The sequence below is a fragment of the Leptospira selangorensis genome, assembly GCF_004769405.1.
Taxonomy (GTDB): Bacteria; Spirochaetota; Leptospiria; order Leptospirales; family Leptospiraceae; genus Leptospira_B; species Leptospira_B selangorensis.
This window is the reverse complement of the sequence record NZ_RQES01000005.1, coordinates 186,369-207,658: the sequence shown is the minus strand read 5'-3', so window position 1 is coordinate 207,658 and position 21,290 is coordinate 186,369. Positions and strand designations below refer to the sequence as shown.

The following is a 21,290-nucleotide window of genomic DNA, read 5'->3' as shown; positions in this document are numbered from 1 at the left end:
CTTAGTTAAACATTTCCACTAGCCTAGCTACGGCTCCTTCGGAATGCATCCATTCTGTCATTTCTAAGGATTCTTGTGCTTCTTTTGCAGATCGTATTTGCATTTGTTTTTCGTAAGCGGCAATAGCAGTTTGAATATCCTTGTAGCCCGGATCTGTAAGACATTCGCTCAATTCAAGAGAATCCAGCATGGCTAAATTCACGCCTTCACCGGATGGAGGCATAGGATGTGCCGCATCACCCAAGATTGTAAGATTCGGTACGGTATTCCAAGTCTGATCTAAAGGCATACAATACTGAGGGCGAAGCAAAAGAGGCAAATTTACATTTTCAACCAACTCAAACCAAACAGAATCCCATTTAGAGAATTCTTCTTTAAACCATGTAAAAACTTGTGTCTTATCTGAAAAATTTATCCCGCTATTTTGGACCCAGTGTTCATCCTTCTTGCAACTAACATAAAAATCTAAACTTCCATCACCTTTGGATGATACATGCAAAAATTTCTCGCCGTCATAAACGTAAATTTTCCCACCTTTTAATAATTGATGAATATTAGGTGCGGCTGTTTCAGAATTAGGCACATTCCCTTGTATGATTGTTACGCCCGAATAGAAAGGTTTGATAGAAGTTATAAAAGGTCTGATCTTAGAATTTGCACCATCTGCTCCAATTACAATATCCGCAGTGGTAGTATTACCATTCTTAAATTCTAGTTTCCATTTGTCGCCAATCTGCACCATAGATTTAAACTGACTGTCCCATACAACAGTATCAGGTTGCAGAGAATTTAATAACATATTCCTTAAAGGTCCTCTGTCAATTTCCGGTCTAAACCTTTCATCGCCGAAATCTTCGTTAGATTCTTTATCATGCTCGTCATAGATTATTTTTGCGTGTTCATCCACAACTCTGCCCTTATCCGCGCCGGGTCTATAATTGGCTTTAAAAGCATCCATCAGGTCCACTGCTTCCATTACCTTTAAACCTGATTCAAAATGTAGGTCCAGGGTTGCGCCTTGCACTCGAACATCTCTATTAAGATCCCTTTCATACACTTTTACATCTACTCCTTTGAGCTGTAAAAGCCTCGCAAGAGTTAAACCGCCCGGGCCACCGCCAATAATTGCTACCTGTTTATTTTCTAAATTTCCTTTCATACGTAGAAATATAGACGGTAAAAATATTTAAATAAATTAAATATTTTATCAATTTAAATATTTATCTAGCTAAAAAATTAATCCGATTTACCTAGTATTCGGGTCGGGGAATAATGCCATATATGGGTCTTCGAGAACTCAAAAAAGATAGGACACGGAAAGCGATCTCCAACCTGGCAACTCGGCTTTTTATCGAGAAAGGTTACCACAACGTCACGATGGCCGAGATTGCTGAAAAGGCCCAAGTCTCAGTCCCGACCTTATTCAATTATTTTTCGTCCAAAGAAGCCTTAGTATTCGATGAAGATAAAGAGCAAGAAAAGGAACTGATTGATGCCGTGGTTTCCAGAAAACCTGGGACTTCTATTCTTGATGCACTTAGAGAATTTGTTATTGAGCACACCGCTCTTGAGCCTGAACAATTAAAAAATTTCAAGACGTTTAATCATCTGATCGATTCCACTCCTGAATTGAGCAATTACGCAAAGTCAATGTGGATGAGACACGAACAAACTTTGGCTTCTACGATCCAAAAAGAAGCTAAGAAAAAAATCAGTAAGATAGAAGCGGAAGCGATTGCACATTTCTGTTTGGATTCACTTCACAGGTCCTTGAAATTCGCAAATCCAAAAGTAAGTATAGATTCTCTATTTTCTTTGTTGAAGAATGGCTGGAACGGATAATCGAATCTAATAAATTTTAAACTAAAATTTTATAACACGATTCCTTTCTCTAAACTTAAGATATAGTTTAAGGCCGAGGATAAGTCCGGAGATTCCCAATATTCTTTTCCTTCTAAACTTTTCTTTTCCAGTACTGATTTAGTTTTAGCCGAAGAGATTGGACTTTTTAAATAAAAGGATTCTAACCCGAATGTAAGTCCTCCGCCAATATCATCCTTTAAAGAATCTCCTATGATATAGGACTTTTGGGGATCAGCGCCTAATAGAGCCTTATTAAAGATCAAAGCGGAAGGTTTTTCTGCTCCGCTTTCTTCAGAGGTTACTAATTTGTATTGGATGTCTTTCGGAAATAGAACGGATAATTTCAACAATTGAGTTCTAAGAGATTCATTCGTAATAATAACTAAATCCTGAACTTCTTGCAGAGCTCTGAGCAAAGATAAAATCTTTTTGAACTCAGAAACATTCTTCTTTTTCCAATCTTTGATCCCTTGCAGAAAAAATCCGAAATAAGTAGAGTCTAATTTCAAAACGAAAGCAGGATCTAACTTCCCAAAAAGAAGTTCGGACATCTTCTTGAAATAAAGGATTCGTAGCCGGTTGACCGGATTATTCGGAAGTTCTTTTTTCACTTCTGCCCGAACCGTATCGTATGCCTTTTTGAATTCTTTGGAAGAAGAGAAACCCAGGGTTTTTGCCTTTTTTTCCATTTCACGGATCGTAAACTCATAGATCCCTATAGAGTCGAAAACCGTATTATCTAAATCCAAAAGAACTGCCATAACTCTAAAATTCCCGAACCGATGGGAAAGCCAAGGAGAGTTTTGGAAAATGTTTAGGAAATTTCTTTTTCCTTGCTTCTTCTTCCCGTAAAACTAATCTGCAATCCGTTCGTTTATGTCCGAAGATCGTTTTTCCAGAAAAGTATTCCTTTCCACATTAGCATTTTGCGCGGCCTTATTAGGGATAGGTTCTTATTTCAGATTTAGAAAAAGAAAGATACAAGGAAGTATCTTAGGTCCGGACAGAGAAACTGGTCATAGACTCAGGCAAGTAAGAACGGACTTTTCTCCTACAAGTAGAATCAAAACAAAGGTGCTCATTGCGGGAGGAGGGATCTCAGGACTTTCTTCGGGATACTATCTATCTCAATTCGGGATCTCAGATTATTTGATCTTAGATCTGGAAAAAGAAGCAGGAGGCAATTCCAGATACTCCAAAACAAATTCCTTAAAATATCCTTGGGGCGCACATTATCTTCCTCAACCAGGGCCTGAGTCAGTATTAGTTCGTAAATTTTTAGAAGAGAATGGATTGGTCGAAGGTAAAGACTCAAATGGAAATCCAATCTATCCGGAAAAGTATCTATGTTTTGATCCAGAAGAAAGACTTTTTTACCAAGGAAGATGGCAAGCAGGTTTGGTTCCCAGAAGGAGCGGAGAACCTGATTCTCAAGAATTATCATTTCGTAAAATTATAAACTCTTGGCAGAACAAAAGAGGAAGAGACGGACAAAAAGCATTTTGTATTCCGATAGATCGCTCTTCTAGAGATCCTGAAATTTTGAAACTAGATAGGATCACTTTTTCTGATTATCTAAAATCATTAGGGATCCAATCACCTGAAATTCTATGGTATGCGGATTATTGTACTCGAGATGATTACGGTGGGAATTCCGACAATATCTCCGCTTGGGCAGGACTTCACTATTTCTGTTCACGTTTGAGAGAAGATGAAGATTCCCCTCCAGTTCTAACCTGGCCGGAGGGAAACGGATTCCTGTTGGAGCTCCTACAAAAGCCTTCTAAAGATAAGATCAAAACTTCTACGCTTGTGGAAAGAATTCGTAAGAACTCAGGAAGCTGGGAAATTAACGCGTATGATGTGAAAGAAAAGAAAGATATTCTGATCAAAGCGGATCAAGTGATCTATGCTCTACCTTCTTTCACCAGAAAATATATTTTGGGAGAGAAAGACGCATTCCTGCAAAGATTGGAGTATTCTCCTTGGCTGGTTGCAAATTTATTCGTGGATGAACTACCTCAAGGAAAGGGCCATCCGCCTGCTTGGGAAAATGTAATTTATAAGAGCAAATCTCTCGGCTATGTTGTATCCACACACCAAGATCTACGAGCGCTCAGGCCCCAATCAGTTCTTACTTATTATCTTGCTTTTGGAGAAAAAGATACTCTTTCTGCAAGAAGGTCCATTCTTCCTAAAACCTGGGAGAGTTGGAAAGAAGAGATACTCTCCGATCTGAAAAGACCCCATCCAAATATAGAAAGTTTGGTTACTCGAATCGATATCATGACTCATGCACATGCAATGATACGCCCTGTTCCGGGTTTTCTTTGGGGAGGAGAAAGAGAGGAACTGGCAAAATCTGAGTCCGGAATTCATTTCGCTCATTGCGACCTAAGTGGTATTTCCATTTTTGAAGAAGCTTTGTATAGAGGATTCGAAGCTTCTAAAAAAGTCCAAACCTTTGCCAAGAGAAGTTGATGGAAAAGAAGAAACCCCTTAATCTGTGGATCATTTCTAAAAGATTCGATCTGACTTGGTTTATTGCACCAGGAATTATTTCCGTAATCATAGTACTGATCGCGAGTTACTTTGGATTTCCGGAACCTTCTCTCCTTGGTTCTTCCAGAACAAGTGGTAATGCATTACCTCCTTGGCTTTGGTTACTTCTTATCCCTGGTGTAGATGTTTCTCATGTTTATTCTACTTTATTTAGAGCCTACTTCGATAAAGAAGTTTGGAATCGAAAAAAAGTTCTCCTAAGTTTAGTTCCATTTCTATGTTTTATAATAGCCCTGATCTTATACTCTTTCGGAAAATTATTCTTCTGGGGGGCGATGGCTTATCTTGCCGTATTCCATTTTATCAGACAACAATACGGTTTTTTAAGTTTGTATGCGAGGACTGAATCTAAAACCGAAAGTAAGATCCCTTTTTTATTAGATAAGATCTGCCTATACATGGTGACCGGCTTACCTATTTTATATTGGCATCTAGTTCCAGGTGGAAGGCATTTCGAATGGTTTATGGAAGGTGATTTTTATCAATATCCAAATCATTCTGTTTCAGACTTCATTCATATACTATTTTGGGGATCGGTGATAGTATACTCTTTGAGTCAAGTCTACCTTCTTCTTAAAGGAAGAAGAATCAGTGTTGGAAAACTTCTACTCTTATTAAACACGGCCTCAGTATGGTATGTGGGTATCGTATTATTAAATGATGATTTCGCGTTTACTCTCACTAACGTGATCAACCATGGGATTCCTTATATGGCCTTGGTATTCGCATATTCTAATTTCAGAAAGAAACAGCTCCCTTCCTTCTTCTATAATAGCTTTCGTAACTCTGCTTTAGCGATTCTAAGCTTCTCATTCGTATTATTGGCCTTTGCATTCTCTGAAGAATGGCTATGGGATAGTTTTGTCTGGAGGGAACATTCGTATCTATTCGGAAACTCTTCCGTAATAAAAGCAGAACTAGGACTGGGCCTTGAAGGAATCTTAGTGCCTATCTTCTTTCTTCCCCAATTTACTCATTATATCTTGGATGGGTTCCTATGGAAGGGCGGAAAAAACAACTCAGAGCTGGAAGGCTTTATAGGCCTCCGAAATTTAGGCTCATAAAGTCCATCCGACTTGAAAATCGAGTATCTTACGGTTTTCCGATAGACAAGCCCGGTTTTCATCTCATAATGACGAAAAAGGAAAACAGGATCTACCTCAATGATCATCGTAGAAGGAATCGATTATATTGTAATACCTACCGGGGATATAGAAGCCTCTGTAAAATTCTATTCCGAACTATTTGATTTCGAGACGATCGAGGAAAAAGGAAACGAATTCGCAATCATCGGTTTGGATTCTGTGAACATTAAACTCCTCAATACCAACGGAGTTAAAAGTTCTTTAACCGAAGTTAAATCCCCTGTCCTCAGTTTCGTATTGGATGTGGATGATTTTACCGAAGCGATCGTAGAACTCGAGTCTAAGTCAGTTCAAATCGTAAGAGGACCAGAAACCAGAGACGGAGGAGAATTCCTTCATTTCTTGGATCCGTCCGGTAATATTTTAGAGATCAATTACAAAGAAGATTAAGATCTGAATAACAGTCTTAATAAAAAAAAGCCCTCAATTTGAGGGCTTTTTTATTGGGTTTAGACAAATCGGGCCAAAAGAAGTTAGGAGATCTTGTCTACAAATGCTCCCTTAGTTTTATAAATATCGCCCGCATAACTAGGATTCATTGCTTTTTGGTCAAAGACTTCAGCCTGTTTGTTTTCATAAGGCTTATTCGGAATTCCTTCCACCTTAGGCATTTTACGTGGATCGGAAGAAGCCTTTTCAGCGAGTCCGAGATATATAGAGGTTATTGTTGACATTCAGTAATCCCTCCATTCCGATCCTAATCCAAATCGGTTAATAAACCAAGTATTTTTTTACCTTAAAAATTAAGGAAAAGACACCGTACAGTTCCCCTTTCCTGCAGTAACGAACATCTGGACTGTATAATAACTGGAGAAGGTCAAGGTAGGTTCAAATACCCAGGTATTCGTATCTGAAAAAGTTCCAACATCCGTCCTAGTACAGGTCTTGGAAAACTTAGAATAAATGAGATAGGTTTCACAGGCGATCTTAACATTGGTAGGCCCGTCCGGGTTCAAATCGATCCGAAGCGCTTTAGTCCCTGTTTGACCTGAAATTGCAAAAGTTTTAGAATCAGGATAAGTAACTCCTAATTCTTCGCCATACAGATTGTCGGAAGACTTATAACAATCTATGTAGAACTTCCTACCGTAACAATTAGTAGCCGTGTCTCCGTTATTCTCATCACAGATAACAGGCCCTTCCTTAGTCACAAACAATGTTCCGGTAGAAGCTCCAGCAGGAACCACAGTGACAATCTCAGTACTAGTAGCACTCAGAACGCTTGCGGACACCCCATTAAATTTAACCGTTGTTAAGTTTTTATCCGCAGAGAATAAACGGCCCTTAATAGTGACTGTTGTCCCTACGGTTGTTCCGATTGGAGGAGATCCACTAGGAGGGTCAATTTCTGTGATCACTGGATTCCCCAAACCTAATTGGCTGGCGAGGTCCGAGTCCTTGCTGTTAGAACAAGCAAGTCCAAAGAGAAATAGAGATAAAATAATAGCTAAGATCTGAATCTGAAATCGCATTTTTTCTTTAACCTAGAACCATTCGCACGTAACGCTTTTGCTTGCCGTTTTTAAAAAACCGCAGAATCTACCCAATTATCGGAAAGATTCAGCCTATCCGGGATATATTTTTAGAAGGCAAACATGAGCGAGACTGTTCTTTATTCCATCGAAGATTATACGTGCATAATCAGTTTAAATCGACCCGAAAAACGAAACGCGATTTCTAGAGAATTACTCTATCAGCTTATGTCTCATATAGAAAGAGCAAGCAAGGACCCAAAAATCCGCGCTCTAGTACTCAGAGGAGAAGGTTCCGTATTCTGCGCAGGAGCCGACCTGAAAGAAAGAGCGGATATGTCTGAGAAAGAAGTACATAAATTTCTGGACCAAGTAGGGAAATGTTTTCTGGCTCTGGAGAATCTTCCCTTTCCAACGATCGCTGCTTTGGATGGAGATGCGTACGGCGGCGGATTAGAAATGGCTCTATGCTGCGATTTCATTCTGATGAGCGCGGAAGCAAAAGTGGGTCTCACCGAAACTGGACTTGGCATTATTCCGGGTGCAGGTGGAACCCAAAGACTTCCACGTAGAGTAGGAAAAACAAAAGCATTAGAACTTATTTTGACTGCTTCTGTGATAGATGCACAAACCGCGTTGGATATCCAACTTGCAAATTCAGTATGGCATGACTCGGCATTTATGGCCGGAAAAAAATTGGCTACCTTGCTTTCTGAAAAGGCCCCTATCTCCTTAAGACTCGCTAAAGAAGCAATTAGAGAAGGAGAAGGAAAAGATATACAAACTGCCTTAAAGATAGAGAGGAAACATTATAATAAAACGTTAAAAACAGAGGATAGGATAGAAGCCTTAAAGGCTTTCCGAGAAAAAAGAAAACCGGAATTTAAAGGAAAATAGAACTCCGAAAAAGGGAGGCGAGACACAAGGCCGACCCGAAAATAGGCAAAACAAGGAAGCTGGAATACTAATGATTCTAACGGGTAAGGAAATTAAAAAAAGATTAGAGAAGGACATCATTATTGATCCTTACTCCGACAATAGATTAAATCCGAACTCGTATAATCTAAGGCTTCATAACGAATTGGTTCGTTATACAGAAAGTCCTTTGGATATGAAAAAATCCAATCCTTCCGAAAATCTGATCATACCTGATTCGGGACTACTCTTACAACCGGGAGTTCTATATCTTGGTAGAACCTTAGAATACACGGAAACACATAACCTGGTGCCGATGTTAGAAGGTCGTTCTTCCATCGGTAGATTAGGAATGTATGTGCATGTGACCGCAGGTTTCGGAGACGTAGGATTCAAAGGATTCTGGACACTCGAAATTTCGGTTATCCAACCTTTAGTCATCTATCCGAATGTGGAAATTTGCCAGATCTTCTATCACACTGTCGAAGGTGAGATCACGGAATATAAATCAGGCAAATACCAAGGCAATAAAGGTATCCAAACCTCTATGTTATATAAGGATTTCGAGAACGGAAAATATTAAACTTCTATTAAGAAGTTTTTCTATCTCTTTCGATCAATCTTACTAATTTCTGGGCGTTCTCGTCTTCCGGGTCCTTCTCCAGAGCTAAACGAGCATATTCTAAAGCTAATTCGAATTGTTCCGTCTGACGATATAAATCGGAAAGATTGATCAGGTTCATAGGGTTATCCGGTTGGAGTTCCTCCATTCTTTTTGCGGCCAAGATGGCTTCGTCCATTCTTCCGATCCTGCGATTCGCTAAAGAAAGATAATACCAGTATTCTACTAAGTCAGGGTCTGATCCCAAATACTTGTTCAGAACTTCTACTGCTTTGCCGTAATTTTTACCTTTAAAGCTCAGGAGTCCAAGTAGTTTGGTTACCTTCGTATTTTGGGGATCCGATTTGTATAGACCTTCAAGCGCGCCAAGAGCCTCACTCAAACGGCCGCCCATATAATCTTCTTTTGCTTTTTTGTAGATGAACTTCCAATCGAATGGATCCGAGATCTCATCATCTTTTCCGTTTGTTTCTATGGAAGCAACAGGAGAATATTCAATTCTAAGAAGAGAAAGGTCATCAGTTAACTCTCCGACTTTTAGGACTTCCTCTTCGATTCTTTCCAGATCGCCTTGTCCTTTTTCCACCATTTGTAAGAATAGCATCTCATCTTCATTGATAGTGCGTACTTCTTTTTCAGGAGTGAGATCCAAGTCGTCCTTACCGTCAGAACCAACGATCAATACATCGCCAGGTTCTAATCTTCCGGAATGGACTTTAAACTCGTATTCCGAATCCAATCCGATCTTTCTGAGAGTAAGTCCTGTCTCTAAGAAACCTGCTCTTCCATCTCTATACATTACGGAGAATGGGTGCTCTGCGTTAAAATACCAAAATTTACCTGTATCATCTTCGATTACGACAAAGGTTCCTGAGATCACCATAGATCCGTTAAAGGATTTGAAAACGGATTGCATCTCCTTATAAATTTCAGTTAAAAATTCGGAAGGAGTAGTATCCAACACTCGATCGTTCGCGGCGGATCTTGCAAGAATGGAGTTAACCACAACTCCCATGACGAGAGAGCCTCCGGCTCCTTGCATGGACTTACCCATCGCATCTCCGTTCATCGCGAAAGTATAACGTTTATAGTCGTTCTCTTTTCCAAGACGAAGGTTTCCAGTCACACAAAGGTCTCCGCCTAAATCTGCGTGTTTACCTTTGAACTCAAATTTTTTCTTTTGGCGAAGAATAAAATCAGTGCTTACCCTTGGAGATTTGTTCGCATTATAAAAAAGAGGTTTTGCTAATAGAGAAGTTAGGAAGTAATCTCCATCTTGTTGCACTTTAAGACGTTGGAGCTCCTCCATCTTTTCAGAAAGTTCCCTAGTTCTTTCTCTTACTTTAGTTGCCAAATGTTCCGCGTAATCTTCGAGTTCTCCTCTAGCTTTTCGGATAGAAGTTACCATGCCATTAAAGGAGTCGGATAAAAATCCGATCTCATCCTTTAAGTCTACTTTCACTTCAACATCTAAGGCACCTAAATTTACTTTTTCCACCCCGGACAATAATCGATTGAGCGGAGTCACCAAACTTTGGCGGAAGAATAAAGGGAATACGAAGAATACTACGACCAAAACCAAACCCAAGATCAACGTTTGTTTCGCGGCAGTCGGGTGCATAAATTCTCTATACTTGCGGTAAGAATAACCTACTTCGCTGACTACATCCTTCTTCACATCATAATGAATATAAGTTACGAAATGTTGGTGTTCATCCAAACTTTTTCTGTAATGGCGATACAACGCAGGTTGGAATGGACGGAAATATAAAAGTACTTCTGCTTTTAAATGACCGATCAACAGATCCTTTTCATCAAAAGTACAAGTCGCATCCTTCTCCTTCCATTTCTGAAGAAGATGCTCTTTGAACGGAATAACACCTTTGTTACCCACACCTTTCAGATAATTTCTACCGTCCACGCAGAACTCTTTAGGGAAGATATAATCCAGTTTATTAGAAGTTACGAAAACTGCGGTGTTTAGAGTAATTAGATGGTCGAATAATTTTGTTTTTAATTCTTTTCCTTCCAGATTCGGATTATCATCCAAAAACTTCAGGATAGAAGCCCTGTATCCGCTGAAATATTCGTGAGTATCTTTAAGTGTCTTTTTAACTGAGTTTCTAAAACCTTCTTCCGCCAAAAGTTTCATATGCTCGAAGATGATCGTGTTCTTAAAGTCTATCTCTAATTGAGGAAGTCTCAGGTCGTATTGATTATCATAGCGAGAATAATCCACATTCTTGGATCCACCTTCCCACTGAACGATATACAACATCTCAGGGATCTGCTTTCCACCCTCGAGAGCTCTGGACATGTTCACGATACTTTTTGTATCGTATTCAGCTTCTTTATCTTGGTTGGAGATAAAAACCAAGGCTTGCATGATCAACATCAATGTCACAAAAGTGATACCCACAATCTTGACCATGAACGTGGTTTTTTCTTCGCTGAAATTTAAGAAGATTACAAGGATCAAAAAGATCCCTAATGTCATTAAAAGAACGATAGAAGTTAAATAGGTAGAACGTTCAATCCATCCGTCTCGGCTAAGAATATTTGTGAGCGCGGGAACTACACCACCTGCAAGAAGTGCTCCCATAAAACCGCCGATCGCAAATCGAACCCTTCCCTTAGTTTTGGTCATTCTATAGATCGGAAGGATCAAGAATGAGATCAAAACGAATAGACCGATCAAAACGGCAATTATAGAAGAAGCCTTTTCTGCATTAAAGTCCCAATGGTGAGCGGTGAAGTGGTACTTCCGAGGAGAGCTAAGAGTGATATAATAAAAATAAGAAATCCCGATCGCTGCAACCGTATACATTCCGATCGTGAGGTTTCGGTTCATTTTGGGATTTGCATGCCCCGGATAGCGGGCTAAAAACTGACCCAAGTGAATGAGAGCCGGTAAAATAAATCCGACAGTCAACCATCTATGATAAGCGGCCATCGGGTTGTATAAGAACGCCGCAAAAAAATACCCTGAACAGAAGAAGGAGAAAAACAAAGCACCCAATGCAAGATGCATTGTGCTTGAGGATTTTTCCTTTAAGAAAAGAAAGAATAAGGAAGTGCATAGAAACGCTAAAATCGATAGCAAACTTCCGAAAGAATAATAGTTCAGCAGAACATCGTTTTGTAAGATTGAAGAAATTTCCATGCAACCAATAAGGACGGACTTTTATAATCCGGCTTTCAGCCGGGTTTCAAGAACTTGGCCGATGGACCAAGCTCTTATAAATGGATTATATTAAAGCCGGAACCGATCAGATCAAATCAAAAAAGAAATTCGTTTAGAATTCACTATTTTGTATAACGAATGCAATATAAAAATCAAGCTTAAAGTTTTTCTATGTCTTGGATTTTCATAAAAGAGTTAGGAGGATAACCGCTGTAAGGCCCCGCTTCCACCCAACCTTGTAGGATCTTATTCCAATCTTTTCTCTGAACTTTATTCAAAATTTTGAAAACTAGTTCTGTGTTAAGCATTTCAGAAGAGGCAATATGCTTCAGGAATGATTTATAACCTTCGTAGCCCAATTCTTTATGAATGATAAACTGAGTGCGAACCGATTTTGAGTAGAACCAAGGCCCTAAAGCCGGATTAGAAAGATGAAAATCCTTGGAAAGTGGCTGATCATTTTTAGGAATTGCCTCTGTCAGACTCCATTCTTCCGTTACTGATTGGAGTTCATCGGCATCCAGTTTCAAATAACCTCTTTTGGATAAAAGATAAGGTAAATAAGAAACAATCCCTTCGCTTAACCAAGACGGTTCAGTAAAGTAATAATGTCCCAACTCATGTAAAAGTAAGGCAGGATAACCGGGAGGGACCAGGCCCAACTCCATAAAGATCCCAAGTTCTTTTCCCAATTCTCCGGATACATTATTATATCCTCCCACTCTAGTTCCGTTCAGGAATACTGTGTCCTTTAAGACCAATCGTATCTTATCTTTTTCAGAGGAAGGAAGAGTTTTAAATATAGGAGAAGAAGCCTGATGGAATGGGATACCTAAATAAGACTCATAGGCGTCTAAGATCCTTTTTGTTTTTTCGAAAGCGTACTTATCCCATTCTTTAAGTTCGGTTTCATTCCGAACCGCTAATTTAATTTCTCCTCCTTTTAATCTAAAGGAGAAGTTTGATTCGTTCGTTTTCGGGGACTTCTTATTTTGAGAAAGAAGTGGAAAAACAGAAAGGAGAAATGCAGAAAGTATTCCAATCCGCATCCATAAAGAGAACTGATAGAGAAAACCGTTTATCAACGATCTCTCTCTATCAAACGGATCAGTTTATGAGCGTTTTCGTTCCCCGGTTCTTTTTGTAATACCTTACGAGCATATTCTTCCGCTCTATCATACATTTCCATCAATCTATAGATATCGGATAGATTGATCATATTGGAAATATTGTTTGGATCGATCTCCAAAAGTTTCAAACTCGCAGTTAAAGCATGATCGTACTTACCCATCTTTTTGTTCGCGATGGAAAGATAGAACCAATACTCATGAAGATCCGGATCAGTTCCAAGATAGTTATTCAGAACTTCGACGGCAGTATTATAATCTTTTCCTTTAAAGCTGAGAAGTCCCAAAAGTTTGTTCAACCTTTGGTTGGCACTGTCGTGCATATAACCTGTTTTCAGAAGTTCTAATGCTTCGTCCAAACGCCCGGTCTTATACATCTTCTTAGCATCTTCATAAACAGAATCCGTATTTAAAGCCTTATCGATATGATCGGAAGATTCGAAAATTTCTTCGATCTCATCACTCTTAGGTTCTCCTTGAAACTCTATCTTGAGAAGAGAAAGGTCATCTGTGAGTTCTCCGGTTTTACGGATCTCGGTTTCTATATCTTCCAGATTTGCTTTTGCAGTTTCTACATGTCGTAGAAACAACATCTCGTCTTCGTTGATGGTTCGGATCGTCTCCTCAGGAGTCAGATCCACATCGTCTCTACCGTCCGAGCCAAGAATGATAATATCACCTTTTTTAAGTTGGAAACTTCTTACTTTAAATTCGAACTCTGAATCCAGGCCTAATTTTCTAAGAGTCAGTCCATCTTCTATAAAACTTGCTTTTCCATCTCTATACAGAACCGAGTAAGGGTGTTCCGCATTGAAATACCAACATTTTCCGGTTTCATCTTCTACTAGATAAAGAGAGGCAGAGATTACCATCGAACCGTTGAATGATTTGAATACTGCGTGGATCTCGTCGTAAATTTCAGTTAACCATTGCTCGGGAGTTGCATCCAAGATCCGGTTATTTGCCGCAGAACGTGCAAGAATGGAGTTCATAACAACCCCCATCACCAACGCTCCACCGGCACCCTGCATGGATTTACCCATTGCATCACCGTTCATGGAAACAGTATAACGTTTGAAAGAATCAGGACGTCCTAGTCTTAGATTTCCGGTTACACAGATATCCCCACCCAGGTCCGAATGTTTTCCTCTGAACTCGAACTGTTTCTTTTGGCGAATGATAAAATCGGTAGAAACCAATTTAGATTTGTTCGCGTTATAAAAAAGCGGCTTCGCTAGTAATGAAGTTAGGAAGTAGTCACCGTCCTGCTGCACTTTCAGGCGTTGGACTTCCTCCATCTTCTCCTGAACTTCTCTAGTTCTTTCTCGAACTTTTTCTTCCAGGTTTTCTGCATAATCCTGCAGTTCTCTTCTGGCTTGTTTAATAGAAGCCACCATCGCGTTGAATGAGTCCGCCAAAAATCCGATCTCATCTCGGACCTTGACTGGAACCACTACGTCTAGATCTCCTTTGTTCACCTTCTCCACTCCGGAAAGAAGACTATTCAAAGGATCTACTAAGCTGTTCTTGAAGAAGAGGGGAAATAATGCCAAAACGATAAAGATCACCGCGAGCAAGATCCCGGTTTGTTTCACCGCAGTTGGGTGCATAAAATCTCTATATAATCTATAAGAGAATCCAACCTCGCTCATTTGTTGTTTTTCAGGTTGGAATTTCATAAAGGCAACATAATGCCCTGTTCCATCCTTACTTCTTCTGTAGTGGCGGGTTTCGCTTGGTTTAAAATATCTGAAGTATCTTAAAACTTCGGAACGGATCTGTGTTTGGTCTAATTCCTTTCCATCCCAAAGACAGTCTTCCGACCAATGGGAGAAAATTTCTTCTTTAAAGCCGAACTCCGAATCTCCTAAAGCATTTACGAAGTCTCTTCCCTTTTTACAGAAAGATCCTCCCACAATCGCTTCGAGCCTGTTCGTAGAAACGAAAGCACGTTTGTTCCATTGCTCTGCGCTTTCTAAGATCAGTTTTTTTAGTTCTGCATCAGAGAGGTCTTTCTTTTCATCCATTAACTTTTGGATGAAACGTTTATAACCGCCGAAATAAGTATGAGTTCGATCTAAAAGTGAATTTAAGGATCTTCTAAAACCTTCTTCCTTTAGATTTCTGATTTCCTCATAAGTGGTGACGTTCTGTAAGTCTGCCTCAATCTCCTTGAGGTTTAACTCTTTGTTAGGATCATATTCGGAAGAATTCAAACTTTCCTTGGAATCATCCCAATGGAAAGCATACTCTATATCTCCCGATTTGACTCCATTCTCCAAAGCCCTTTCGATATTCACCATACGCAAACTATCATATTCCGCGTCTTTTTCTTGGCTGGAGATATAAACAAGAGCCTGCATGATCAAACAGATCGTGAAAAGTGTGATCCCCACTATCTTAACCATGAAGGTAGTTCGTTCCGCACTATTATTAATAAATGCGATTACTAAGAATGAGAACGCAGTTAAGAATAGAATTACGTTCGAAGTCATGTACGTAGAACGTTCCATCACTCCGTCTCGACTGAGAATGTTAGAGATATTCGGATAAATTGCTGCGATCAAGAATCCAATATTGAACATGAGAAGAGCGATCCTTCTCTTATCCTTTGTGATCACAACTCTCCAAGTAGGTACTATGATAAAACCTACAATAGAGAATATTCCGATCACTAATGCAAGATAACGACTGGCATCAAACGCATTAAAGTCCCAATGGTGTGCAGTGAAGTGATAGATCTTCTCTGAAATATAAGTGAAGTAAATGAATAAACTTACAGTGATCGCAGCAACTGAATGTTCTACGATCAAGACCCATCTTGCTATACGTTGGTTGCTATTTCCTGGGAATCTAAGTAAGAACTGAGTGAAATGAGCCAGAGCAAAAAGAATGAATCCACCAGTCAGCCAACGGTGATACGCAGCAATCGGATGATATAAAAAGGCAGCTAAGAAGTATCCGGTCTCGAATACGCCTAATAGCATAAAGCCAATCCCAAGCTGAGTGGTAGCTATGGTCCTATTCTTTAGGGTAAGAAAGAAAATCCCGAGGAATATGGTGGTCAAAGTGACCAATAAACTTCCAAACGAATAATAATTAAAAAGGACAAGGTCCCAAGAAATCGGATTTAACCCCATAAACTCCTGTAGGCACTCTGATGCCGGATGATCGAAACTGCCTTCAAACCGAATCTTTTATTTTTAGTTTACCGGCTCCGGAATATAACTTCAGAACAGGTAAAAAATCGGCTAAAGCCTTCACTATCATTTTGAAAAGGGAAAAATCAATAGAAAAATAAGAATACGACTCCTATTCTGTCGAGTATGTCCGCCGACTCGAACCGAAACCTTCCGAATGTTATTAGATTTCTTCCTTTAGAAAAACTCTGGTTCAGAGTTTTGTTAGGTTTGGCATCCGGACTTTTAGCGGGTCTTTATCTAAGTCCTGAAAATTCATTGGTGGCCCAAGAAATTTCTAAACCTGTCATCTCGTGGCTAGGGCTTCCAGGGCATTTCTTCCTGATCTTATTGCAGATCATCATGATTCCTTTGGTGTTTTGTTCTATCGTTCTGGGAATACATGCAGGCGAAACTCTGGATAATCTGAAAAGTTTCGGATTAAAAGCATTCTTGTACTTCGTATTTACCACAATATTAGCTGTATCGATCGGAATGATCTTAGCAAGTACGATCAAACCGGGAAGTTTTGTAGATCCGGCCGGGATCCCGAGAGTACAGGTCCCAAACAAAGTATCCGAATCCTCCGGTACTGTTTCTCTGGAGAAGGTCCCTGAATTAATACTTTCAGTTCTTCCCAGAAATCCATTCCAAACATTTGCGAATGGAGATATGTTAGGCGTAGTTTTGCTCGCTCTATTAGTTGGGATTGCCCTTCTTTCTATAGAACAACAAAGCGCAGCTTATGTTCTACCTGTCTTCCAAGCAATATTCAAAACGAGTATGATATTTGTACAATGGGCCATGAAGATCGCTCCATTTGCAGTTTTCGGACTTATCGCTCAGATCACCGCTAAGATTGGGCTCAAAGTTTTATTAAGTCTTGGAGTTTATTTTCTCACAGTTTTGGGCGGCTTGGTCTTAGTGCTGATCATGTATTCCATTATACTGATTCTTGCCACGAGAAAGAGTCCTATTTGGTTTTTTAAACAAGCAGGAGAAGTGCAACTTCTTGCATTCTCCACTTCCAGTTCCGCTGCGGTCCTTCCTTTTTCATTAAAAACAGGAATAGAGAAGATGGGTGTTTCCCGGAAGATCGCAGAGTTCATTCTACCTTTGGGGGCTACAGTGAATATGGATGGGACTGCACTTTACCAAGCGGTCGCCACTGTATTCTTAGCTCAAGTATACGGGATAGAATTAACAGCGACCAATCTTGCATTTGTCCTCATCGCAACTGTTGTAGCTTCTATCGGAACTCCAAGTACTCCAGGACTTGGTATCGTGATACTCGCATCTATTTTAGCCGGTGTAGGAGTTCCTACAGAAGGAATAGGAATCATTTTGGGAGTGGACCGTATTTTGGATATGTGCAGAACCACTGTGAATGTCACGGGAGATCTGGTTGCATGTAATGTTTTCCAAAGTATCGAAGATAAGAAACGACTGAGCACCTGAGTTTTCTTTTGGAAAAAAAATTTCTCACTCTTACATTCTTCAATATAGTTGCAAACTTAACTGTTCCACTTACGAGTTTTGCCGACGTTGCGGTACTCGGCCAATTAGAATCTCATACCTATGTAGCGGGCGTTGCTCTCTCTAATGTATTATTCGATTATCTGTTTTGGGGATTTTCATTCTTAAGAATGAGTACCACAGGCCTTACTGCCCAAGCAGAAGGAAACGAAGACAATAAAGAATCCTTTCAGATACTTTTAAGATCTTTATTGCTCGGACTTGGGATTGGTGTTTTGATCCTACTCTCTAAAACGTACTTAGAAGAATTTGGGTTTTCTGTTTTAGAAGGTGAAAAAGAAGTAAAATCCGCAGGTGGAGAATATTTTAAATCCAGGATTATAAGTGCACCTGCAACACTTTGTAATTTTGTACTCACAGGTTGGTTTTTGGGAAGATCCAAAAGTGTTACTGTTTTAGTAGTAACCGTAATTGCAAACCTAGTCAATATAGGACTGAATATTTGGTTTATTCTATTCTTAGATTGGAAAGCTTATGGAGCCGGGATTGCAACTTCCATCAGCCAATATCTAATGTGCGCATTTTTCCTTGTTTTATTATTTAAGGAGAAGGACCGCTTCTCTCAAGTTTACCATCAGATACGCATCTTCTCTCTGAAAGGATATACGTCTTTGCTGTCTTTGAATTCTGATATAATGATCCGAACATTACTTTTGATCACAACATTCAGTTTGTTTAGAAATTATAGCTCCGGATTGGGATCAGAAACATTAGCAGCAAATGCAATCCTTCACCAATTGATATTGATCGGCGCATTTTGGATAGATGGTGCAGCGATCGCAATGGAAACAGTTGCAGGAAATCTAAAAGGAAACAATAACTTAGAAGGCCTAAGAAAGATCCTAAAAATGGCAATCGTTTCAGGTTTCGGGATCTCTTTGTTTTTTTGTATTTTAATCCTTCTTCCTGCCGAATTCTTATTCGAATTATTTAGTAAATCCAAACCGGTTGTAGCTCTTGCAAAAGAGTATGGCTATTGGATCGCACCGGTTTTGATCTTTGGATCTTTTGCATTCATATTCGATGGATTCTTCTTAGGAATTTCAGAAGGTAAAATCCTAAGAAATTCAATGATTGCAAGCTCCCTCATATTCTTCTTTCCGATTGCTTATTGGGGAAAGATCGAGAATAATAATCATATTCTCTGGCTTTCACTCTCTTCCTATATGTTAGGAAGAGCGATCACACTTGGAATTGTTGCTTATAAAAGATACTTTATAACCCGACAAGGATCTTTCAGTTAGAAGAAAGATCCGTACCTTTAGGAAGAAGTGTAACTTCTATCTCCGCAGGAAGTGGTTTCCAAATTTCTGAATCCTTTGCTTTGAATAAAACAGGAGAAGGTAAAGCGGCCCAAGCCTCGCTGCGAAACAGATCCACCATATCTTCTCCTTTTTGGTAAGCACGAGAAGATTCTATCTTTTCCGGTTTTACACTGGCCAAAGGTACCCAGCCAAAGCTCGGAATATAAATGTCTAAAGTATCTTTGAAAGAAGGATTAGAATTTCCCGAAAACACCAAACTTTTCACAGGTCGGACAGGCAAACCCGAATCCAGTAGGGACTTTTTCAGACTGTCCCAATCGGATCGGAATAACCTTGCGTCGAAAATTTTGTCTAAGAAAAAATTCCCGGCCTTCTCTCTTACCGAAACCCTATTTTTGGTAAATGCGCCTAAGTCTGTAGGAATCTCTTCCTTCTTCTTTAAAAAATCGTCCAGGACGTAATATCTGACGTTAGTTGTTCTTGCTTCAAAATGATATTCTAAGGTTTGGGGTCCTTTCGGATCATCAATGCCCAATTTTTTAGAAAGAGCACGAACTCCCATCACCATATCCCCTTTAAATTTAGGGTCCTTGGTTTTTAAATTTCTGATCCTTTGGTGTTCCGTTGTAGGAGGAGGAAGAAGCCCCAAAACTCCACCGACTAATGTAGCCTCGTCCAAAGAATATTTGATCTTTACGTTGATTAGATAAGTAGCCTCACCGGAAGCAAGGAAACGATCCGTTTCTACAAAGGAGATCTTTTTGACTTCTCTAGTAGTTCTATCTACTACGTAGATCCTACTTCCTAAAATCGCGATCCCTCTGATGTCCTTGGAAGGAGAACGAATCGATCCTGTAATCTTTCCACTTGTAGGATCGTATCTATACACGTTTCCGTCAGAAGAATCTGTGATCCAAAGGCTATCTCTTGCAAAACAAATATCTTTTGGTTCGGATCTATCCGTTAAGAAACCTCCAAAAAAACTTTGGGTTCCCTTATCATAAACGGAAACCTTTCCTGTATCCGAATCTAAGATATAAAGGTAATTTTGGAAGTTCGCTATCCCGCCGATTTTGTCGATTGGGACCTGTATCCTTTCGGTAACTCCGCCAGTATTCGGCTCAACTTTTAGAACGACCCTTTTGCTTGCGACGAACAATTTTCCTTCTCTCGGATCGAAATTTAGGCCAGCGATGAACGGAATTCCTAGGTTGAAAGCTTCTTGTCTGCCGCTTGGATCCACACGAATAATCGCTCTTCTTTTGCTATCGGCGAACCAGAAATTTGTTCCGTCATAAGAAAGACCGTAAGGACTCTCGGTCAATTGAATGTCTACGTCACCTTCTTCTTGCGAATAGATAGAAATAGAGATGATTAGAAAGACTAGGATGGAAAGTTTTAAAATCAGTTTTCTCATTTTGAAAATACTTCGAGTAGAATATTCCAGAGGTCTTCCCCTAAACTGCTTTTTGTTCCGGAAGAGGATACGACAGTGATCGGAGAGATTGGAAAAATAAGCAGGAAGGATAATAACATACCCCAGCCAAATATCTTTCTAAATTTACCAATTGGATAAGAAGCATCCGGGACAAAAGGATGTTCCACTCTGATAAAATAATAGATGAGCAATCCCCATAAGATCCACGAATAATTCCAAAGAGAAAGCAAAAGAAATACGGAAAACAAATAGTAGATCCACTTTCTATAACCTTCTCCTGCTAATGAATAAACAACATGACCACCATCTAATTGACCGAAAGGTAAAAGATTTAATGCAGTAATTAAAAGCCCAACCCAACCCGCAAACGCCAAAGGATTGTATTCCACAGTAAAGAGAGAAGAATCAAAAGGGCCCAAAATTTTCTGGGATAGAAGATAAGTGAGAATACTATCTCCAAAATGAATATCCATCAATTCTGGACGGGCTTGTAGTATCGCGGTTCTTTCTGCGAGAGAAACTAATTGAGAATTATATAATCCGATCACAATACAAGGAATAGAAAGTACCAGACTCATTGCAGGTCCCCAGATCCCAATATCGAATAATTGGATTTTGTTTCGTATAGGTTCCTTGATACGGATCACAGCACCCATTGTACCTACCGGAGAAAATGGAACCGGTAAAAAATAAGGAAGAGTTGATTTGATTCCATAATACCTGGCGGCCAAGTAATGCCCCATCTCATGGCAAAATAGAATTCCAAGAAGAGAAAATGAGTAAGGAGTTCTGACTCGAAATATCTCCGAGATCGTTGCAAAGTTTAGATAAGGAAGCCTGAATATATCATCTTGAAAGGTTAAAGTAAAAAAAGTCAGAACGAAAAGAAGCACGTTCCATCCGTAAGACGATCTGTTCAATTTTTTAGACCGTTTCCCTTTAGATTCCGACTCAGGTCCTCTCTCAAAATGATTCCTCCTTT

17 protein-coding genes are annotated in these 21,290 nt (G+C 39.6%); 8 read left to right on the top strand and 9 right to left on the bottom strand.

All coding sequences use genetic code 11. The annotated features are described in order from the left end of the window. Window position 1: 1 nt before the first annotated feature. Window positions 2–1,159: an FAD-dependent oxidoreductase gene (locus EHO58_RS02525; RefSeq protein WP_135678416.1), complete on the bottom strand. Its 1,158-nt coding sequence runs from the start codon at window positions 1,157–1,159 to the stop codon at window positions 2–4. Between the two features lie 113 nt (window positions 1,160–1,272). Between EHO58_RS02525 and EHO58_RS02520 the strand changes: the two genes are divergently transcribed. Continuing rightward, window positions 1,273–1,842 carry a TetR/AcrR family transcriptional regulator gene (locus EHO58_RS02520; protein WP_341867003.1) on the top strand — a complete coding sequence of 190 codons (570 nt, stop codon included), beginning with the start codon at window positions 1,273–1,275 and terminating at the stop codon, window positions 1,840–1,842. 29 nt (window positions 1,843–1,871) lie between these two features. Here the strand turns inward: EHO58_RS02520 and EHO58_RS02515 are convergent, their stop codons facing one another. Beyond that, window positions 1,872–2,624 carry an HAD family hydrolase gene (locus EHO58_RS02515; RefSeq protein ID WP_135678413.1) on the bottom strand — a complete coding sequence of 251 codons (753 nt, stop codon included), beginning with the start codon at window positions 2,622–2,624 and terminating at the stop codon, window positions 1,872–1,874. A 115-nt stretch (window positions 2,625–2,739) separates the two neighbouring features. On the opposite strand from EHO58_RS02515, the gene EHO58_RS02510 reads away from it, so the two are divergent. The 3 genes from EHO58_RS02510 (at window position 2,740) to EHO58_RS02500 (ending at window position 5,960) form a co-directional block, all read left to right on the top strand. Then, window positions 2,740–4,344, top strand: a complete 1,605-nt coding sequence (locus tag EHO58_RS02510) for an NAD(P)-binding protein (protein WP_135678411.1) — start codon at window positions 2,740–2,742, stop codon at window positions 4,342–4,344. Next, window positions 4,344–5,489, top strand: a complete 1,146-nt coding sequence (locus EHO58_RS02505; RefSeq protein WP_135678409.1) for a hypothetical protein — start codon at window positions 4,344–4,346, stop codon at window positions 5,487–5,489. Before EHO58_RS02510 ends, EHO58_RS02505 begins: the two co-directional genes overlap by 1 nt. 99 nt (window positions 5,490–5,588) lie before the next feature. Beyond that, window positions 5,589–5,960, top strand: a complete 372-nt coding sequence (locus EHO58_RS02500; protein WP_100708606.1) for a VOC family protein — start codon at window positions 5,589–5,591, stop codon at window positions 5,958–5,960. 83 nt (window positions 5,961–6,043) lie between these two features. On the opposite strand, the gene EHO58_RS02495 is transcribed toward EHO58_RS02500, so the two are convergent. Both EHO58_RS02495 and EHO58_RS02490 read right to left on the bottom strand, forming a co-directional pair. After that, window positions 6,044–6,244: a hypothetical protein gene (locus EHO58_RS02495; protein WP_100708607.1), complete on the bottom strand. Its 201-nt coding sequence runs from the start codon at window positions 6,242–6,244 to the stop codon at window positions 6,044–6,046. A gap of 69 nt (window positions 6,245–6,313) precedes the next feature. Next, window positions 6,314–7,042, bottom strand: a complete 729-nt coding sequence (locus EHO58_RS02490) for an LIC10067 family putative lipoprotein (protein WP_135627882.1) — start codon at window positions 7,040–7,042, stop codon at window positions 6,314–6,316. 123 nt (window positions 7,043–7,165) lie between these two features. Here EHO58_RS02490 and EHO58_RS02485 point away from each other — a divergent pair, with 123 nt between their 5' ends. Beyond that, window positions 7,166–7,939 (top strand): enoyl-CoA hydratase/isomerase family protein, encoded by a 774-nt coding sequence (locus EHO58_RS02485; RefSeq protein ID WP_135678407.1) that lies wholly within the window; start codon window positions 7,166–7,168, stop codon window positions 7,937–7,939. A 70-nt stretch (window positions 7,940–8,009) separates the two neighbouring features. Continuing rightward, window positions 8,010–8,540 carry a dCTP deaminase gene (dcd, locus tag EHO58_RS02480; RefSeq protein WP_135614567.1) on the top strand — a complete coding sequence of 177 codons (531 nt, stop codon included), beginning with the start codon at window positions 8,010–8,012 and terminating at the stop codon, window positions 8,538–8,540. A 7-nt stretch (window positions 8,541–8,547) separates the two neighbouring features. On the opposite strand, the gene EHO58_RS02475 is transcribed toward dcd, so the two are convergent. From EHO58_RS02475 to EHO58_RS02465, 3 genes are all read right to left on the bottom strand, one after another. After that, on the bottom strand, window positions 8,548–11,742 hold the full coding sequence (locus EHO58_RS02475) for a SpoIIE family protein phosphatase (RefSeq protein WP_135678405.1): 3,195 nt from the start codon (window positions 11,740–11,742) through the stop codon (window positions 8,548–8,550). A 179-nt stretch (window positions 11,743–11,921) separates the two neighbouring features. Continuing rightward, window positions 11,922–12,848, bottom strand: a complete 927-nt coding sequence (locus tag EHO58_RS02470; protein ID WP_135678403.1) for a hypothetical protein — start codon at window positions 12,846–12,848, stop codon at window positions 11,922–11,924. Further along, window positions 12,845–16,030 carry a SpoIIE family protein phosphatase gene (locus tag EHO58_RS02465; protein ID WP_135678401.1) on the bottom strand — a complete coding sequence of 1,062 codons (3,186 nt, stop codon included), beginning with the start codon at window positions 16,028–16,030 and terminating at the stop codon, window positions 12,845–12,847. The genes EHO58_RS02470 and EHO58_RS02465 overlap by 4 nt, the downstream gene beginning before the upstream one ends. Before the next feature lie 186 nt (window positions 16,031–16,216). Between EHO58_RS02465 and EHO58_RS02460 the strand changes: the two genes are divergently transcribed. Further along, complete coding sequence (locus EHO58_RS02460) at window positions 16,217–17,527, top strand: dicarboxylate/amino acid:cation symporter (RefSeq protein ID WP_135678400.1); 1,311 nt, start codon at window positions 16,217–16,219, stop codon at window positions 17,525–17,527. Then, window positions 17,524–18,849 (top strand): MATE family efflux transporter, encoded by a 1,326-nt coding sequence (locus EHO58_RS02455; protein ID WP_135678398.1) that lies wholly within the window; start codon window positions 17,524–17,526, stop codon window positions 18,847–18,849. Before EHO58_RS02460 ends, EHO58_RS02455 begins: the two co-directional genes overlap by 4 nt. Here EHO58_RS02455 and EHO58_RS02450 read toward each other — a convergent pair. Both EHO58_RS02450 and EHO58_RS02445 read right to left on the bottom strand, forming a co-directional pair. Beyond that, entirely contained in the window at window positions 18,842–20,287 is a 1,446-nt protein-coding gene (locus tag EHO58_RS02450; RefSeq protein WP_135627889.1) for a Vgb family protein, read from the bottom strand. The genes EHO58_RS02455 and EHO58_RS02450 overlap by 8 nt on opposite strands. Continuing rightward, complete coding sequence (locus EHO58_RS02445; protein ID WP_135678396.1) at window positions 20,284–21,228, bottom strand: site-2 protease family protein; 945 nt, start codon at window positions 21,226–21,228, stop codon at window positions 20,284–20,286. Before EHO58_RS02445 ends, EHO58_RS02450 begins: the two co-directional genes overlap by 4 nt. Window positions 21,229–21,290: the final 62 nt, after the last annotated feature.

Excerpts from the sequence above, each read along its gene's own strand:
- EHO58_RS02475 (WP_135678405.1), bottom strand. The coding sequence starts at position 11,742 with ATGGAAATTTCTTCAATCTTACAAAACGATGTTCTGCTGAACTATTAT.
- EHO58_RS02505 (WP_135678409.1), top strand. The coding sequence starts at position 4,344 with ATGGAAAAGAAGAAACCCCTTAATCTGTGGATCATTTCTAAAAGATTC.
- EHO58_RS02520 (WP_341867003.1), top strand. The coding sequence starts at position 1,273 with ATGCCATATATGGGTCTTCGAGAACTCAAAAAAGATAGGACACGGAAA.
- dcd (WP_135614567.1), top strand. The coding sequence starts at position 8,010 with ATGATTCTAACGGGTAAGGAAATTAAAAAAAGATTAGAGAAGGACATC.
- EHO58_RS02490 (WP_135627882.1), bottom strand. The coding sequence starts at position 7,042 with ATGCGATTTCAGATTCAGATCTTAGCTATTATTTTATCTCTATTTCTC.
- EHO58_RS02495 (WP_100708607.1), bottom strand. The coding sequence starts at position 6,244 with ATGTCAACAATAACCTCTATATATCTCGGACTCGCTGAAAAGGCTTCT.
- EHO58_RS02465 (WP_135678401.1), bottom strand. The coding sequence starts at position 16,030 with ATGGGGTTAAATCCGATTTCTTGGGACCTTGTCCTTTTTAATTATTAT.
- EHO58_RS02460 (WP_135678400.1), top strand. The coding sequence starts at position 16,217 with ATGTCCGCCGACTCGAACCGAAACCTTCCGAATGTTATTAGATTTCTT.
- EHO58_RS02510 (WP_135678411.1), top strand. The coding sequence starts at position 2,740 with ATGTCCGAAGATCGTTTTTCCAGAAAAGTATTCCTTTCCACATTAGCA.
- EHO58_RS02525 (WP_135678416.1), bottom strand. The coding sequence starts at position 1,159 with ATGAAAGGAAATTTAGAAAATAAACAGGTAGCAATTATTGGCGGTGGC.
- EHO58_RS02500 (WP_100708606.1), top strand. The coding sequence starts at position 5,589 with ATGATCATCGTAGAAGGAATCGATTATATTGTAATACCTACCGGGGAT.
- EHO58_RS02515 (WP_135678413.1), bottom strand. The coding sequence starts at position 2,624 with ATGGCAGTTCTTTTGGATTTAGATAATACGGTTTTCGACTCTATAGGG.
- EHO58_RS02485 (WP_135678407.1), top strand. The coding sequence starts at position 7,166 with ATGAGCGAGACTGTTCTTTATTCCATCGAAGATTATACGTGCATAATC.
- EHO58_RS02450 (WP_135627889.1), bottom strand. The coding sequence starts at position 20,287 with ATGAGAAAACTGATTTTAAAACTTTCCATCCTAGTCTTTCTAATCATC.